Origin of the sequence: Hafnia sp. CBA7124 (assembly GCF_002355555.1) — a bacterium.
Classification (GTDB): domain Bacteria; phylum Pseudomonadota; class Gammaproteobacteria; order Enterobacterales; family Enterobacteriaceae; genus Hafnia; species Hafnia alvei.
In genome coordinates this window covers 1,020,029-1,036,744 of the sequence record NZ_AP017469.1, presented here as the reverse complement: position 1 = coordinate 1,036,744, position 16,716 = coordinate 1,020,029, and the positions used below count along the sequence as shown (strand labels likewise).

The following is a 16,716-nucleotide window of genomic DNA, read 5'->3' as shown; positions in this document are numbered from 1 at the left end:
ATCTAGAATGCGTCAAAAACCGCAGCATACGGAACAGGCCTGCTTGCCATTAGCCAATCCAAAGCTGTTTCGTTTGCAGTGGCTTCCAGATCGGAAGCCAACTTTTTATCGCTCGAAGGGGTATTCTACAACGACTGAAAATATAATGCTGCGGTAATATGCCTTATTCGCTGAAGTTGCCTAGCTATTAATGCAACGGAAATAAGTTTAGGCACATATTTTAATGCTGGTGAAAACGTCACACAGATTTCACGCTGTAGGAAGATCCCCACAGCGTGAATAACGAGCAGAAAATCAGTGGATGCCACCAATACGATTCAGGCGAACGCCGGTCGGCCATTGCCCTTCTTGTTTTTCAAAGCTCATCCAGATTGCCGTTGCTTTACCTACGAGATTTTGCTCAGGAACAAAGCCCCAATAACGGCTATCGGCGCTGTTATCACGGTTGTCGCCCATCATGAAGTAATGGCCTTCAGGCACCACCCATACGCCCTGTGGTTGACCCGGCTGGCGATAGTAACGCGACATCATGTCCTGCGCTTGAGGCACGGTCAGAATCCGATGGGTAACGGTACCCAGCGTTTCTTTGCGCTCGCTCATGCGGTATCCATCATCCACGTTTTGATCTAATGGAATCTGGAAAAAGCCGCTGCTCGCTTCGCCATTACCCATTTGGCCAAAGGTCTGCACCCACTCGCTTGGCTCAGCCGCGCTGTAGGTAATTGGCAATAACTTATCGCAGTTCTGCCCTGTTTGGCAGGCTGGGTAAACCGTAACTTCTTTACTGTATGGGTCGTAAGTGACTTTATCACCCGGTAAACCAATGGCGCGTTTGATATAGTCCAAACGTGGATCCAGCGGATATTTAAATACCACGATATCGCCGCGTTTAGGATGCCCGGTTGGAATAATCGTGTGCTGTGCTACAGGCTCTTTAATTCCATAGGCAAACTTTTCTACCAGAATGAAATCGCCGATCAACAGCGTCGGCATCATTGAACCTGATGGGATCTGGAAAGGCTCATAAATAAATGAGCGGATAATCAGAACCAGTGCCAAAACAGGGAAAACGGATACGCAGGTTTCAATCCAACCTGACGTTTTCACCGCGTCTTTGGCGGTCTGCTTATCTAAACCGTCAACCGTTTGGGCATTAATCGCCTCGATCTTTGCTCGACGCGCCGGTGCTAACTTAAAGCGGTCGATACACCAAATAACCCCAGTAACCAACGTTGCGATAACCAGAATTAGAGCAAACATATTGGCCATGCCAATAACTCCTTAAATAACCCCGTGATTTCAACTTTAACGAGAACGAGGTTGAAATCTATTTGGGCATAAGCCTCTCAATGATAACGGCACCTCAATCGGTGCCGCTCATCATAGAACTTTAGTCTTTACCTACGTGCAGAATGGCCAAGAAGGCTTCCTGCGGCAGTTCGACGTTGCCGACCTGCTTCATACGTTTCTTACCGTCTTTCTGCTTCTGCAGCAGTTTTTTCTTACGGCTCACGTCGCCGCCGTAACACTTAGCAAGAACGTTTTTACGCAGCTGCTTAACCGTTGAACGCGCAATAATCTGGTTGCCAATAGCCGCTTGAATCGCAATATCAAACTGCTGGCGCGGGATCAGTTCTTTCATCTTCTCAACCAGCTCACGACCACGATACTGCGCGTTGTCGCGATGGGTGATTAGCGCCAGCGCATCCACACGTTCGTTGTTGATCAAGACGTCAACGCGAACCATGTCAGACTGCTGGAAACGTTTGAAGCTGTAATCCAGCGACGCATAACCACGCGATGTAGATTTGAGGCGGTCGAAGAAATCGAGCACCACTTCTGCCATCGGTATTTCATAGGTTAATGCAACCTGATTGCCGTGATAAACCATATTAGTCTGAACACCACGCTTCTCGATACAAAGCGTTATAACGTTACCAAGATACTCTTGTGGTAACAGCATATGACATTCAGCAATCGGCTCACGCAACTCTTCGATATTGTTGATTGGCGGCAATTTAGATGGACTATCAACAAAAATCTCTTCACCACCGGTGGTTTGGATCTGGTACACAACCGTTGGTGCCGTTGTGATCAAGTCTAGATCGTATTCACGCTCCAGACGCTCCTGAATGATCTCCATGTGCAATAAGCCCAAGAAACCACAGCGGAAGCCGAAGCCCAGCGCGGTAGATGTTTCTGGCTCATAGAACAGGGACGCATCATTCAGGCTTAATTTGCCCAACGCATCGCGGAAAGCTTCATAGTCATCAGAGCTTACAGGGAACAGGCCTGCGTAAACCTGAGGTTTTACTTTTTTGAAGCCCGGCAAAGATTTTTCGGCTGGGTTACGTGCCAGCGTCAAGGTATCGCCTACGGGTGCGCCGTGGATATCTTTAATCGCACATACCAACCAGCCTACTTCGCCGCAGTTAAGTACGTCACGGTCGATCTGCTTCGGTGTGAAGATACCAAGACGGTCAGCGTTATAGGTCTGACCGGTGCTCATTACCTTAACTTTCTCGCCTTTGCGCAGTGAACCGTTTTTAATACGGATCAAAGAAACTACGCCCAGATAGTTATCGAACCATGAGTCGATAATCAGCGCCTGTAATGGGCCATCTGGATCACCTTCCGGTGCAGGGATATCGCGAACCAGACGTTCAAGCACTTCAGGAACGCCAACGCCGGTTTTTGCTGAGCAACGCACAGCATCCATCGCGTCAATGCCGACGATATCTTCAATTTCCTGAGCAGCACGATCGGGATCGGCCGCTGGCAGGTCAATTTTGTTCAGAACAGGAACCACTTCCAGATCCATTTCCATGGCTGTATAGCAGTTAGCTAGCGTCTGGGCTTCAACGCCCTGACCTGCGTCAACCACCAGCAATGCACCTTCACACGCCGCCAGAGAACGAGAAACCTCATAAGAGAAGTCAACGTGTCCTGGAGTATCGATGAAGTTCAGCTGATAAGTTTCCCCATCCTGTGCTTTATAGTCGAGCGTTACGCTCTGCGCTTTAATAGTGATGCCGCGCTCACGTTCTAGATCCATAGAATCCAGAACTTGCGCTGCCATTTCACGGTCAGTCAAACCGCCACAAATCTGAATAATACGGTCAGACAGTGTCGACTTACCGTGGTCAATATGTGCGATAATGGAGAAATTTCGTATACGCTTCATTATTAAGATATTTTGCCTGATGATTTCTAGATTACTCGCCTAAGGACACACTGATGGGTTCAAAGCGATGGTTTAACGTTTGGCGGTAATTTGCCAGATTCGATGCATTCTACACATCGAACCCAGTAAAACCTAGATATTCGTGGGGGTGCGGATCATGGATGGAGGCAAACCGACCTGCAAAACGATCGGCTGGTAATCTTGCCGGTCACTTAGCTTTTTCGCCTTAAATCGCGCAAACATGAAACCAGCAGCAGCGCCAACCAATGCGCCTAACGCAGCCCATGCATCAGAATGCATCAATGACTGCCCCACACCACCGCCGACGATGAGTCCAAGCAGCGGCGTGAGGTAGACTAGCACCGCAGAACGCAGAAGATTGGCTTCAGTAATGCCAATCTCGACCCTTTGGCCAGGCTCTAACGGTTGAGCAATTTCAACTTGAAGCTGATGCTGCGACTGAGGATTGATTTTATTCAACACCGCCGTACCGCAGGTATTTTTCGCCCCGCAAGAACCACAACCTGAGCGCTGTTCACAGTTTAGCGTAGCGATGCCCTGTTGCCAGGATGCCACCGTTGCCCATTCGCGCATCATGATTTACGACCATTGAGCGTAATGCTGTTTGCAACACGTTTAGCCGTTGACGGAGGTAATTCACCGACGACGGTAATATCAGTATTGTTACGCGTTTCGGTGTGAATGGTGCGACGCCCTTGGCGCAAGAATTGCTCGCTCACCGCAGCACCCGCAGCGGCACTGCTGATATTGACAGAGAAACTGAACAACCCATCGCTATACAAGCGTGATTCCACCGGTTCGGTGAGTGATGGCAGGGTACGGCGACTGCGTGAAACCTCTTTGAAACCCTGCGGCAGCCAAGATGCTTGCCAACTGAAGTTAACCTTATCCGTTGCCGGTAATTTCAGCAAAGGTGGCAGCGTGAGCTGAGCTAAGCTCGCCATCGCTGTACTGACCTGATCGCCAACCGTGAAGGAAATTACGCGGAACTGCTCTAACGTTTCGCCATCGCGATCTAACAAGTCGACCCGCAAAGGCAATTTCGAACTTTCATCAATCCATACGATATAGCTAAAGCGCAAACCGTCACGCGACACAATACGAATCACCTCGCACGGGCGATCGGCAACGCGGGTTCTACCAACGGAGATGAAATTGTAATACTGACTCAGCTGTTTGATGTCGGAGAAAATTATCGATGGCAATGCATCAACAATGTGATCGCCGTTGAGCGTAAATGGCTCAAGTCCAGGCTCAAAATAGCTGATTTCATTGCCACGCAGTAAAACTTCACGGCGCGGACCATCCATCTGCAAGAGCTGGGATAACAACTGATTATTATAAATGGCATGACGATAGCGTAACGACTCAATCCCCTGCTTGGTGATATTGATATACGCTAACTCATAACTGAGTGACTGACTGGCACCGTTCATTTGTTGCAACATCGCCTCAGACGAATCTTGCGCTGAGGCGATGTTAGAAACAAATAGGCTACCAGCGAATACGCTGATGGCGAACCAAAGTTGCTTCATTACTGCTGCTGAGTTCCTAATGACAGAGTTCCTGGCACCTGAACTGACGCCTGAGTATTACCATTGTCCATTTGCAACTGTTCAGTGTGCAGACGGCGTTGCAGTTCATAATCCTGCAAAATCGCATTAATGCGTTTACGCTGCTGCTGAACCTGCTGCTGTCCATTGGCGTTGCTGCTCTCATTCGGAACACCAAAACTCACCGGAGAAGCTTGGCCGCCCATCGGTAGCGTGTTGAATGCCGGAGCATCTGAATCACTTGCACCACCGACTGGCTGATTATACTGCTGCACACCAACCAGCACGGCGAGAGAAACACAGGCCGCAATACCGATTTGTGTGATTTGGCTGGCCCAAGGACGAACCTTGCTCCAGAAAGGCATATCTTTCCAGCTATGTGGCTGAGGCTGGGATTCGGGAATTGCATTGGGAACCAAGCGAACTGGTTCATCATCAAGCGCCGCGGCAATGCGATCGGAGATATCAAAATCAATCGCGTCGCTCACGTCACCGCGCAGGGTGTCACGTATCAGGTGATAGCTCTTCCACGTTTGTTGAAGCGCATCGTCTTTACCCAGTGAACCAAGCAGTTCACTGTCCAGCACTTCACCATCCATCAGAGCCGAAAGTTGTTCTTTCTGCATGCCTAAATACCCTTCCTGTGCCCGCATAATTAACGCTGTATCAGCGGTTGAACTTTATTATCGATCGCTTCCCTCGCCCGGAAAATACGAGAACGTACCGTTCCAACCGGACAATCCATAATGGCCGCTATCTCTTCGTAGCTTAAACCATCCAATTCTCTGAGGGTGATTGCCATACGCAAATCCTCAGGAAGAGACTCTATGGTTCGGAAAACAATCTGCTTCAGTTCATCTGACAACATTAAGTTCTCAGGGTTCGAAATTTCTTTCAATGCACCCGCACTTTCGAAGTTTTCTGCCTCACTAGCATCAACATCGCTTGATGGCGGACGCCGCCCCTGAGCAACCAGGTAATTTTTTGCTGTGTTTACAGCAATACGATAAAGCCAGGTGTAAAAAGCACTCTCGCCGCGGAAAGATTCCAACGCACGATAGGCTTTGATAAACGATTCCTGCACAACATCAGGAACATCGCCTGATGGCACGTAGCGGGATACGAGACTCGCAACTTTATGCTGATAGCGAACTACCAGTAAGTTAAAAGCCTTCTTATCTCCTTTCTGGACTCGCTCGACCAGCACCTGATCCGTTAACTGCTCGCTCATCCGAGGTAATCTCTCCTCAAATCTCTCTCCACGCATGAAAAAATAGTACTGCCAGTTGTCTCAATCGATCCTGAGCAAGCACTAGCTTAGAGTTCATACGTACTAAAAAGTTCCGTACGATGCTGTTTTTATATTCGTTGTTCATTAACCGTGCATTTACACGTTGGCATAGGCTAACATGATTTTCACTTTTCAGCTGCACACACCACAACCTATGCAATCAAATTCTGAGCATTTCAACGATGTATTGATTATCGGTAGCGGAGCTGCCGGACTTTCACTCGCCTTACGTCTTGCCGATCACTGCAAAGTGACCGTTTTAAGTAAAGGTCCCTTTAATGAGGGTGCTACGTTTTATGCCCAAGGCGGTATCGCCGCGGTTTTTGATGAAACCGACAGCATCGAATCTCACGTGCAGGATACACTGATTGCCGGTGCTGGGCTGTGTGATCCTTCAGCGGTTGAATTTATTGCTCGTAACGCAAAAGATTGCGTGCAGTGGCTCATCGATCAAGGCGTTCTATTTGATACCGAAATGAGCCCCGCAGGCGAATCTCGCTACCATCTAACCCGCGAAGGTGGTCATAGCCATCGGCGGATCCTACATAGCGCAGATGCAACGGGTAAAGAAGTCGAGACAACTTTAGTACAGAAAGCAAATGCACACCCTAACATCCGCGTTTGCGAGCGGTACAACGCCGTCGACCTGATTACGTCCAAAAAAATTGGCTTGCCGGGCACCCAACGCGTGGTAGGTGCCTATGTATGGAACCGTGAACTCGAACGCGTTGAAACTCTGCGCGCTCGCACCGTGGTATTAGCTACCGGCGGGGCGGCAAAAGTTTATCAGTACACCACAAACCCTGATATCTCTTCCGGCGACGGCATTGCTATGGCGTGGCGCGCTGGATGTCGTATTGCCAATCTAGAGTTTAACCAATTCCACCCCACCTGCTTGTACCATCCGCAGGCAAGAAACTTTCTCTTAACCGAAGCCTTGCGTGGCGAAGGTGCATTCCTCAAACGCCCTGACGGCTCGCGGTTTATGCCGGACTTTGACGAACGCGGCGAACTTGCGCCGCGTGATATCGTCGCTCGCGCCATTGACCACGAAATGAAGCGCCTTGGCGCAGACTGTATGTATTTGGATATTAGCCATAAACCGGCAGATTTCATCATGCAGCACTTCCCGATGATCTATGAAAAACTGATGGATTTGGGTTTAGATCTCACCAAAGAGCCGATCCCTATCGTTCCTGCCGCACACTACACCTGCGGCGGCGTGATGGTCGATCATCAAGGAAGGACTGATTTAGAAGGGTTGTATGCCATCGGTGAAGTCAGCTACACCGGCCTGCACGGAGCCAACCGAATGGCGTCTAACTCACTGTTAGAATGCGTGGTATATGCATGGTCGGCATCGCAAGATATTCTGCAACGCCTACCACAAACCAGCCTCGCACCACGTCTACCAGAATGGGATGACAGCCGAGTTTACAACTCAGATGAGCGCGTAGTGATCCAGCATAACTGGCACGAACTGCGTTTATTTATGTGGGATTACGTGGGCATTGTGCGTACCACCAAACGTTTGGAACGTGCGCTGCGCCGCATCCAAATGCTTCAGCAAGAAATCGACGAGTACTACGCCAACTTCCGCATTTCTAACAACTTGTTAGAGCTGAGAAACTTGGTGCAAGTTGCTGAGCTCATTGTACGCTGCGCCATGGAACGCAAAGAAAGCCGCGGCCTGCATTACACGCTGGATTATCCAGACCTTTTAGAGAATCCGCAGCCAACGATTTTGCAGCCTTAGCAAATCATCAACGTTAGCTGCAATACAGTAGAAACTAAAAAGGCCTTATTGGGAAATGCTGGCAACTTAAGCATGATTTTAGGGGAAGTACACCGATGGGGTCGTAGCAGCTTTAGCTGCCGGAGCGCCCCGCGGTGTGCTAGCCCCGTGTATCTCGATCTCATAAACGATCTGCATTACCCCTATTGGGCCTTTTTCATATCATCACACTCAGAAAAAAAGATAAAACGCGTTGGTTAATTCGCGGAAATCGTCCGAGTAAGCATTGCTCTCATCACGAATAACCAATCGGTCTGACTGCAGTGACGCGGGCTCCACGCCAAACAACATCAGAGCACGGTGAGGTGCTCTATTAGCAAACTCCGCAACTTCCGTATGCCGCAATAAAAACCATCCCTCGCCTGCCGCTAGTTGCATAAAATCAGCACTGATATCGCAAGGCAAAACCACCGCCATTTTTCCTTTATTGGAAGCTAGCGCGCGCGCATGTTTGAGCAACGTTTGATGACTAAGCTCAGAAGTATAACGGGCAGTGCCTCGGCTCGGGTTTCGACATTCTACGCCGGGCTGATAATAAGGTGGGTTGGTGATAATCAGGTCATAACGTGAAGAGGTTTGTGCTGCAAACGACTGCAATGCGCAATGATGCAGCGCCACTCTGCCCGCCCATGGCGACAGCGCGAAATTTTCCGTCGCCTGCAACGCGGCATTATCATCGAGTTCAACCGCATCAATTTGCACTGAATCTGTGGTACGCTGCGCCAACATTAACGCTAAAAGGCCGCTACCGCTGCCGATATCCAGTATCTTTCCAGTGATATCGCTGACATCTGCCCATGCGCCCAACAAAATACTGTCTGTACCAACCTTCATCTCACAGCGATCGTGAGCAACAAAAAATTGCTTAAATGTGAATCCGTTACGACGTAATGGCGCTGATTCTGATGGGCATTGAACCACGGTAACTCCTTATTTTTGGCCGCATAGCATAAAATATCCGCATAAATTCGCCAAGGTTGGATCGGAGTAAACATGCTAATTCCCCCGCTTTAATGGGTGAACATCTGCTCCAACCCGTCTATAATCGGCGCCCCAAGTAGAGGTAGACCATGACAGCAAGCAATTTTTCCGAACTCGAACTCGATGAACGCCTACTCGACGCATTGCGCGATAAAGGCTATGACCGCCCGACAGCTATCCAAGCTGCCGCCATTCCTCCGGCAATGGACGGTCGCGACGTTCTGGGCTCCGCGCCTACCGGAACCGGGAAAACCGTCGCCTATTTGCTGCCAGTGTTGCAGCACCTGCTCGACTTCCCGCGCAAGAAATCCGGCCCACCGCGCATTTTGGTGTTGACCCCAACGCGTGAACTGGCAATGCAGGTTGCCGAGCAAGCCATTGAATTGGCAAAACACACAAATTTAGACATTGCGACCATCACCGGTGGCGTTGCCTATATGAACCACGCTGAAGTATTCAGCGAAAATCAGGACATCGTGGTAGCAACCACCGGTCGTCTGCTGCAATACATCAAAGAAGAAAACTTCGATTGCCGCGCGGTTGAAACCCTGATCCTTGATGAAGCAGACCGCATGCTAGACATGGGCTTTGCACAAGATATCGAAACTATCGCAGCAGAAACTCGCTGGCGCAAACAAACCATGCTGTTCTCGGCAACGCTGGAAGGCGATGCGATTAAAGAGTTCTCTGAGCGTCTGTTGCAGGAGCCGGTTGAAATTGAAGCCGACCCATCGCGCCGCGAACGTAAAAAGATCCAGCAATGGTACTACCGTGCCGATACCCTTGAGCATAAGACCAAGCTGCTGTGTCATCTGCTAAAAGAGCCCGAAGTCACCAAATCCGTGATCTTCGTACGTAAGCGTGAACGTGTTCATGAGCTGGTAAGCTGGCTACGCGAAGCCGGCATCAACTCCTGCTACCTAGAAGGTGAAATGGTACAGGCCAAACGTAACGAAGCCATGAAGCGTATGCTCGATGGTCGCGTAAACGTTCTGGTTGCCACCGACGTTGCCGCGCGAGGCTTGGATATCCCTGATATCAGCCACGTGTTCAACTTCGACATGCCGCGCACCGCAGATACCTATCTGCACCGTATTGGCCGTACTGGCCGTGCGGGTCGCAAAGGCATTGCGATTTCTTTAGTTGAAGCGCACGACCATTTGCTGTTAGGCAAAATCAGTCGCTACGTTGAAGAGCAGATTAAGTCACGCGTCGTTGACGATCTTCGCCCGACAACCAAAACGCCTAGCGAAAAGAACAAAGGTAAGCCTTCTAAAAAGACGCTGCTCAAGCGCCAAGAGAAAAAGGCTGAAGAGAAGAAAGATAAAAAGGTAAAAGTGCGCCATCGCGACAGCAAAAATGTCGGGAAACGCCGTAAGTCTAAAGAAGCTGAACAGTCGACCAAGACCGAAGAATAAATCAGCACACCGACAAAAAAACCGCCTTTATCGGCGGTTTTTTTTCGTCTTAAGCTTAGAGAATATCCTGCTCATATAAAAAAGCACGCAGCATTATGATATTTCCATTTTTCATTTCAGGCGCTTAACTTATTTGTCGCTATATAATACTAACACCATGAAATAGAATGATAATAATACCAATTATGAGATTGCTACTCATGATGATATTTTGCACGGCTAAGCAAAAATCGCTTCGCTATCAGACGTAAAAAAGGAGCCGATAGGCTCCTTTTTGCTATTTCTTTATGCCTTTAGCCTAAACTTACAGGCTTTCGGTAAAGGTACGAGCAATAACGTCACGCTGCTGTTCTGGAGTCAGTGAGTTGAAACGCACTGCATAGCCAGACACACGAATAGTCAGCTGTGGATATTTTTCTGGGTGCTTAACAGCATCTTCCAGAGTTTCACGGCGCAGAACGTTAACGTTCAGATGCTGACCGCCTTCCACACGTACAGTTGGTTTGATGTCCAAAGGTACTTCGCGATATTCAATTTTTCCCAGTTCGCTTACTGCAACGATCTGGTCTTCTGCGTAGCCTGCTTTTGCACATACACAACGTGCTTCGTTTTTATCTGTATCGAGCAGCCAGAAAGAGTTCATCAGGTCTGCATTATCAGCTTTAGTGATCTGAATACCTTGAATCATTTGTTGCCTCCGTCAATAGAGCAAAAAAATCTGGGATTAATTTCTTAGTTTACGGCCTTAACTTCGGCCATTTGGTAAAACCAATGTTGTCTTGATGTTTTATATACCAGTATAGAGTGGGGTTTTCTTTGATTTAAATCAATTTTTTAAAGGTGTCAATTTTACCAATTTGGGCAAATTTATGTTTTACATCAAATTTACCCCTCTAGAGAGGCTTTTTCTATTTTTGTAAATTTTCAAAAAAAATTTAATTTACGCACAAAAAAACATCACTTTTGACTGTTTTCTGAAATGGCTAAATTTTCATCATGGTTTAAATTCATCACCTGAAACGGTAAGCTACGACAAAATAATTTCCGTATAAACAAAGAGGAAGTGCAGATGACTTCTCCACAAAACTGGCACGACGTCATCGGTGCCGAGAAAGAAAAACCCTACTTTCACGACACGCTCGCTTTTGTCGCCGCAGAGCGCCTAGCCGGTAAGACCATTTATCCACCGCAGAAAGACGTGTTTAATGCCTTCCGTTTTACGGAATTTAACGATGTAAAAGTCGTGATCTTAGGCCAAGACCCCTATCACGGCCCCAATCAGGCTCACGGTCTCTCCTTCTCGGTGCGTCCTGGCATCCCTGCGCCGCCTTCGCTAATGAATATGTATAAAGAGCTCAAAACCGATATCGAAGGTTTCGAGATTCCTCAACACGGCTATCTAAAAAGCTGGGCTGAACAAGGGGTTTTACTGCTTAATACGGTATTAACCGTTGAACGCGGCCAAGCGCATTCACACGCGAAGCTCGGCTGGGAAACGTTCACCGACAAAGTGGTCGCCGCGCTAAATGAACATCGCTCAGGGATTGTCTTCCTGCTATGGGGCGCACACGCGCAAAAGAAAGGCAGCATTATTGATACCCAGCGCCATCGCGTCTTAAAAGCCCCGCACCCTTCGCCACTGTCGGCCCATCGCGGCTTTTTAGGCTGCCATCACTTCTCACAAACCAATCAATTGTTGATTGAACAAGGTTTCGCGCCTATTGATTGGCAGCCACGTTTGCCAGAGAGCGGCAGCGAAGAGTAAGTTTCAGGCGAAAAAAAACCAGTCAATCGACTGGTTTTTTATTTTCGGAAAAGACGTCAGGATCACGCTTTCGCTTTAGATACCGCAACCATCGCTGGACGAATCAAACGACCGTTCAAGGTATAACCTTTCTGCATAACCATCATGACGTGGTTAGGCTCGTGTTGTTCAGACTCCATTAGCGTCATCGCCTGATGCACTTCTGGATTAAACGGAACGTTCACTTCACCCACCTGCTCTACGCCAAATTTACGCACCACATCCAGCATGGATTTCAGCGTTAATTCGATACCTTCAATCATAGAGGTCAGTTCTGGGTTAGATTTATCAGCCAGATCCAGCGCACGCTCCAGATTATCAATCACTGGCAGCAGTTCGTTAGAGAACTTTTCTAAAGCGAACTTATGCGCTTTTTCAACGTCTTGCTCAGCACGACGGCGAATATTATCCGCTTCTGCGCGGGCACGCATGACAGAATCACGCTCACGCTGAGCGGCTTCCTGCAACTGAGCTTCTAATTCGGCAATACGCTCATCGCGCGTATCAACGACGTCCGCCGCATCGACCTGAGCCTGTTCGTGCTGCTCTTGTCCGTTTTCCATTTCTTGTGAGGCTTGCTCATTCGACATGTTCTGTTCTTTACTACTCATGAAATTCTCCGCGGTTTGGCATTAATCTCGCTACTTGGCTTATTATGGGGATGAAAGCTGGCGATTCAAGAGAACCGCGCATAATGAGAGCCATTAAATTGCGCTCGGTAGGAAAACCACCGTATGAATAAAAAATTTGAATGTATCGGTCTGGTCGGTCACCCGCGTCATCCTGCCGCGCTGGCCACGCACGAAATGCTATTTCACTGGCTTGTCAGCAAAGGCTATCCGGTGATCGTTGAGCATCAAATTGCGCACGATCTAAAACTTGAAAACGCCGAAACAGGCAGCTTGGCGGATATAGGCCAAAAAGCCGATCTCGCCGTTGTGGTTGGCGGCGATGGAAATATGCTCGGTGCAGCCCGCATTCTGGCGCGTTATGATATCAAAGTGATTGGCGTAAACCGTGGAAATCTTGGTTTTCTTACCGACTTAGATCCCGACAATGCCAAACAACAGCTCTCAGACGTTCTCGACGGCGAATATTTTAGCGAACAACGTTTTTTACTTGAAGTGCAAGTTTGCCGCGAGCAACAACAAAGACGCATGAGCACCGCCATCAATGAAGTGGTTTTGCATCCAGGCAAAGTCGCGCATATGATTGAATTTGAAGTTTATATCAATGAAAACTTTGCATTCTCTCAGCGTTCTGATGGACTGATTATCTCTACGCCGACGGGCTCTACCGCATATTCATTGTCTGCTGGAGGGCCTATTCTGACGCCAACACTGGATGCCATTGCGTTGGTTCCCATGTTCCCACATACCCTCTCAGCTCGCCCGCTGGTTATTGATAGCAACAGCAAAATTCACTTACGGTTTAGCCATTTCAGCAACGACCTAGAAATCAGCTGCGACAGCCAGATTGCGCTACCGATCCAGCAAGGTGAAGAGGTCATGATTCAGCGAAGTCAATTCCACCTGAACCTTATTCATCCAAAAGACTACAACTATTTCAATACATTAAGCACGAAACTAGGATGGTCGAAAAAACTTTTCTGAACAGAATAATTTTTTGCGTTAGCTACTTTACTGTATAAAAAACCAGTTTATACTGTAGTTAAATACAGTTATGTGATTCCGTACAGGGGAATTTCGAATGCTGACGCAGCTGACCATTTCTAACTTTGCTATTGTTCGTGAACTTGAAATTGACTTCCAGCGTGGAATGACTGCCATCACCGGCGAAACAGGCGCGGGTAAGTCGATTGCTATTGATGCGCTAGGTTTATGCCTTGGAGGGCGCTCAGAGGCCGCTATGGTGCGTTTAAACACGCCTAGAGCCGATATTTGCGCACGCTTCTCTCTGGCAGATACGCCGTCAGCACGACAGTGGCTTGAACAAAATCAGCTAGATGACAGCAATGAATGCCTGCTACGACGCGTTATCAGCGCCGACGGGCGTTCCCGCGGATTTATCAATGGCACCGCGGTTCCTCTTTCACAGCTACGCGAACTTGGCCAACATCTGATTCAGATTCATGGCCAGCATGCGCATCAGTTGCTGCTCAAGTCCGAGCACCAAAAACACCTGCTCGATGCCTATAGCAACCAATCTGAGCTATTAGCAGAAATGCAAGCCGCCTATCGCCAATGGCATCACAGCTGCCGTCTGCTGGCTCACCATCAAAAGCAGGTTGCCGAACGTGAGTCGCGCAAACAGCTACTGCAATATCAGCTCAAGGAACTCAATGAGTTTGCTCCCCAGCCCGGAGAGTATGAGCAGATCGATGAGGAGTATAAGCGCCAAGCCAATAGCGGTCAGCTTCAGACCATCAGCCAGCGCGCATTAAACATGCTGTCTGATGCCGACGATGGCAATATTCTCAGCCTGCTGCACAGCGCAAAACAAAACGTGTCTGAGCTGATTAGCTACGACAGCCAGTTTTCGCCTCTGCTAGATATGCTGGAAGAAGCTTCAATTCAAATATCTGAAGCCAGCAATGAACTGCGCCATTACGGCGATACGATTGATATGGATCCTGCTCGGCTTTATGAGTTAGAACAGCGGATATCCCGCCAAATTGCGCTGGCGCGTAAACACCATGTTACGCCAGAAGAACTGCCTCAGTTTTATCAACAGCTTTTGGACGAGCAGCAGTCACTTAGCCAACAGGAGAGCGATCAAGAACAGTTGGCTGAGAACGTACACAAACATCATGAGTACGCGCTTTCGCTCGCCCAGCAGTTGCACCAACAGCGGGTGAATTTCGCTCAAGAGCTTTCTCAGCTCATTACACACAGCATGCATGAACTCTCTATGCCTCATGGACAGTTTGCAATTGATGTTAATTTCATGCCAGAAGCACTCACCGCAGATGGCGCAGACCGCATTGAATTTAGCGTAACCACCAACCCTGGCCAACCACTCCAAGCATTAGCTAAAGTGGCTTCTGGTGGTGAACTCTCACGTATTGCGTTAGCGATTCAGGTCATCACCGCCCAGAAAATGGATACGCCTGCGCTTATCTTTGACGAAGTGGATGTGGGGATCAGTGGGCCAACTGCCGCTATCGTTGGAAAAATGCTGCGCCAGCTTGGCGAATCAACGCAGGTCATGTGTGTCACCCACTTACCTCAGGTCGCCGGATGTGGGCACCAGCATTTTTATGTCAGCAAGCACACCGATGGTTCTGAAACTGAAACAACGATGCAATCATTGGATAAAAAAGCCCGTTTGCAAGAGCTGGCGCGGCTGTTAGGGGGAAGTGAAGTGACGCGCAACACGCTGGCAAATGCAAAAGAGCTACTTGCCGCATAAAAAACATCAACTTTTTTTGATTCCTGAGGTCATATTGGGGTCTGTTGAGGTTTCCAACTGTTGCAAGGTCGATTATCATCGGCAACCTATGTCCAAAAGGAATGAGATTACTATGCGTTGTAAAATGCTGACTGCCGCTGCTGTGGTTATGGTTACGCTAACCGCAGGCTGTTCAACCTTTGAAAAAGTGGTATACCGTCCTGACATCAATCAGGGAAACTACCTGACTGCTGCTGACGTAGCCAAAATTCACAGAGGGATGACGCAGCAACAAGTCGCCTACACGCTAGGTACACCAATGCTGCAAGATCCGTTTGGAACCAGCACATGGTTCTACGTGTTCCGCCAACAGCCAGGGCATGAGGCCGTGTCTCAAGAGACGCTGACCCTAACCTTTGATGGCAGTGGTCTTCTGACCGGAATTGAAAACACCAAGAAGCTTCCTGAAAGTAAAGAAGACTGATCAGCGCCGTGAATACGGCTGGTGTAAGATACCCTTAAAAAATAAGGCGCATACGCGCCTTATTTTTTTGCTCTTTCAGCCCGTAAACGGCGTAGCTCTTTAGGGTCTGCAAGCAATGGACGATAGATCTCTACCCTATCACCTTCATGCACCTTATCTGATAATTTGACCGCGCGGCTGTAAATCCCAACCTTGTTTTTCGTTAGGTCAATTTCAGTACGCAATGCTAACAAGCCAGATTGTTGAATCGCCTGCTCGACGTTGGCACCTTCAGATAACTTAATGCGACGAAGATATTGGCGCTCAGGCAAGGCATACACCACCTCCACATTGATATCAGGCACTGTAGACCTCTTTTGCTCGTGAAGTAAAAGCCTGAACCATATTCCCCGCTAGCTCTTTAAACACCTTACCAAACGCCAGCTCAACCAGCTTATTCGTAAACTCAAAGTCGAGATGCAGCTCAACTTTACACGCATCATCACTTAACGGGATAAAATGCCAGCCACCCAGTAACTTACGGAATGGTCCATCGACAAGCTGCATTTTAATGCTACTGCTATCAGCCAACGTATTATGAGTCGTAAACGTTTTGCTTATCCCTGCTTTTGAGACATCAACAGCAGCTGTCATCGAGTTTGGCCCTGATTCTAAAACACGACTTCCGACACAACCGGGTAAAAACGCCGGATAGGCAGAAACATCGTTGACCAATTGGTACATTTGCTTGGCGCTAAAAGGCACCAAAGCAGAACGGCTAATCTGTGGCATATCAATTCCTGAGTAACATAAAACGCACAAATAATACCATTTATCTGTGGACAGAGAGAAACG

The 16,716-nt window shown here is 48.5% G+C and carries 17 protein-coding genes; 6 read left to right on the top strand and 11 right to left on the bottom strand.

The features are described from left to right. Nucleotides 1–294: 294 nt before the first annotated feature. The 6 genes from lepB to rpoE all read right to left on the bottom strand — a co-directional run bounded on the left by lepB (nt 295) and on the right by rpoE (nt 5,989). A complete protein-coding gene (gene lepB / locus CPY98_RS04840) occupies nt 295–1,269 on the bottom strand; it encodes a signal peptidase I (protein ID WP_025800532.1) in 975 nt (324 codons plus the stop codon). 121 nt (nt 1,270–1,390) lie between these two features. Next, nucleotides 1,391–3,184 carry a translation elongation factor 4 gene (lepA, locus tag CPY98_RS04835; RefSeq protein ID WP_046359219.1) on the bottom strand — a complete coding sequence of 598 codons (1,794 nt, stop codon included), beginning with the start codon at nt 3,182–3,184 and terminating at the stop codon, nt 1,391–1,393. Between the two features lie 132 nt (nt 3,185–3,316). Then, the gene (gene rseC, locus CPY98_RS04830; RefSeq protein WP_043491437.1) at nt 3,317–3,781 is read right to left on the bottom strand and encodes a SoxR-reducing system protein RseC; all 465 of its coding nucleotides are present in this window, start codon (nt 3,779–3,781) and stop codon (nt 3,317–3,319) included. Further along, nucleotides 3,778–4,740, bottom strand: coding sequence for a sigma-E factor regulatory protein RseB (gene rseB, locus CPY98_RS04825; RefSeq protein WP_025800529.1), 963 nt, complete (start codon nt 4,738–4,740; stop codon nt 3,778–3,780). The genes rseC and rseB overlap by 4 nt, the downstream gene beginning before the upstream one ends. Beyond that, entirely contained in the window at nt 4,740–5,384 is a 645-nt protein-coding gene (gene rseA, locus CPY98_RS04820) for an anti-sigma-E factor RseA (RefSeq protein ID WP_025800528.1), read from the bottom strand. Before rseA ends, rseB begins: the two co-directional genes overlap by 1 nt. 29 nt (nt 5,385–5,413) lie before the next feature. Next, complete coding sequence (gene rpoE, locus CPY98_RS04815) at nt 5,414–5,989, bottom strand: RNA polymerase sigma factor RpoE (protein ID WP_008812634.1); 576 nt, start codon at nt 5,987–5,989, stop codon at nt 5,414–5,416. 214 nt (nt 5,990–6,203) lie between these two features. On the opposite strand from rpoE, the gene nadB reads away from it, so the two are divergent. After that, nucleotides 6,204–7,805: an L-aspartate oxidase gene (gene nadB, locus CPY98_RS04810; protein ID WP_172625140.1), complete on the top strand. Its 1,602-nt coding sequence runs from the start codon at nt 6,204–6,206 to the stop codon at nt 7,803–7,805. Between the two features lie 210 nt (nt 7,806–8,015). Here nadB and CPY98_RS04805 read toward each other — a convergent pair whose 3' ends face one another. After that, a complete protein-coding gene (locus CPY98_RS04805) occupies nt 8,016–8,765 on the bottom strand; it encodes a tRNA1(Val) (adenine(37)-N6)-methyltransferase (RefSeq protein ID WP_025800526.1) in 750 nt (249 codons plus the stop codon). 149 nt (nt 8,766–8,914) lie between these two features. Here CPY98_RS04805 and srmB point away from each other — a divergent pair, with 149 nt between their 5' ends. Continuing rightward, complete coding sequence (srmB, locus tag CPY98_RS04800) at nt 8,915–10,243, top strand: ATP-dependent RNA helicase SrmB (RefSeq protein ID WP_096386545.1); 1,329 nt, start codon at nt 8,915–8,917, stop codon at nt 10,241–10,243. A 304-nt stretch (nt 10,244–10,547) separates the two neighbouring features. On the opposite strand, the gene grcA is transcribed toward srmB, so the two are convergent. After that, nucleotides 10,548–10,931 carry an autonomous glycyl radical cofactor GrcA gene (gene grcA / locus CPY98_RS04795; protein ID WP_025800524.1) on the bottom strand — a complete coding sequence of 128 codons (384 nt, stop codon included), beginning with the start codon at nt 10,929–10,931 and terminating at the stop codon, nt 10,548–10,550. Between the two features lie 381 nt (nt 10,932–11,312). On the opposite strand from grcA, the gene ung reads away from it, so the two are divergent. Next, nucleotides 11,313–12,008 carry a uracil-DNA glycosylase gene (gene ung, locus CPY98_RS04790; protein WP_025800523.1) on the top strand — a complete coding sequence of 232 codons (696 nt, stop codon included), beginning with the start codon at nt 11,313–11,315 and terminating at the stop codon, nt 12,006–12,008. A 62-nt stretch (nt 12,009–12,070) separates the two neighbouring features. On the opposite strand, the gene grpE is transcribed toward ung, so the two are convergent. Then, nucleotides 12,071–12,658 (bottom strand): nucleotide exchange factor GrpE, encoded by a 588-nt coding sequence (gene grpE, locus CPY98_RS04785; RefSeq protein WP_025800522.1) that lies wholly within the window; start codon nt 12,656–12,658, stop codon nt 12,071–12,073. Between the two features lie 123 nt (nt 12,659–12,781). Between grpE and nadK the strand changes: the two genes are divergently transcribed. The 3 genes from nadK (at nt 12,782) to bamE (ending at nt 15,882) form a co-directional block, all read left to right on the top strand. Beyond that, nucleotides 12,782–13,660, top strand: a complete 879-nt coding sequence (gene nadK / locus CPY98_RS04780; RefSeq protein WP_025800521.1) for an NAD(+) kinase — start codon at nt 12,782–12,784, stop codon at nt 13,658–13,660. A gap of 97 nt (nt 13,661–13,757) precedes the next feature. Then, the gene (recN, locus tag CPY98_RS04775; protein ID WP_043491425.1) at nt 13,758–15,419 is read left to right on the top strand and encodes a DNA repair protein RecN; all 1,662 of its coding nucleotides are present in this window, start codon (nt 13,758–13,760) and stop codon (nt 15,417–15,419) included. Nucleotides 15,420–15,531: 112 nt separating this feature from the next. Continuing rightward, entirely contained in the window at nt 15,532–15,882 is a 351-nt protein-coding gene (gene bamE / locus CPY98_RS04770) for an outer membrane protein assembly factor BamE (RefSeq protein ID WP_040046809.1), read from the top strand. Between the two features lie 59 nt (nt 15,883–15,941). On the opposite strand, the gene CPY98_RS04765 is transcribed toward bamE, so the two are convergent. Beyond that, nucleotides 15,942–16,226 (bottom strand): RnfH family protein, encoded by a 285-nt coding sequence (locus tag CPY98_RS04765; RefSeq protein ID WP_046449552.1) that lies wholly within the window; start codon nt 16,224–16,226, stop codon nt 15,942–15,944. Beyond that, on the bottom strand, nt 16,219–16,653 hold the full coding sequence (locus tag CPY98_RS04760) for a type II toxin-antitoxin system RatA family toxin (protein ID WP_025800517.1): 435 nt from the start codon (nt 16,651–16,653) through the stop codon (nt 16,219–16,221). The genes CPY98_RS04765 and CPY98_RS04760 overlap by 8 nt, the downstream gene beginning before the upstream one ends. Between the last annotated feature and the right edge of the window lie 63 nt (nt 16,654–16,716).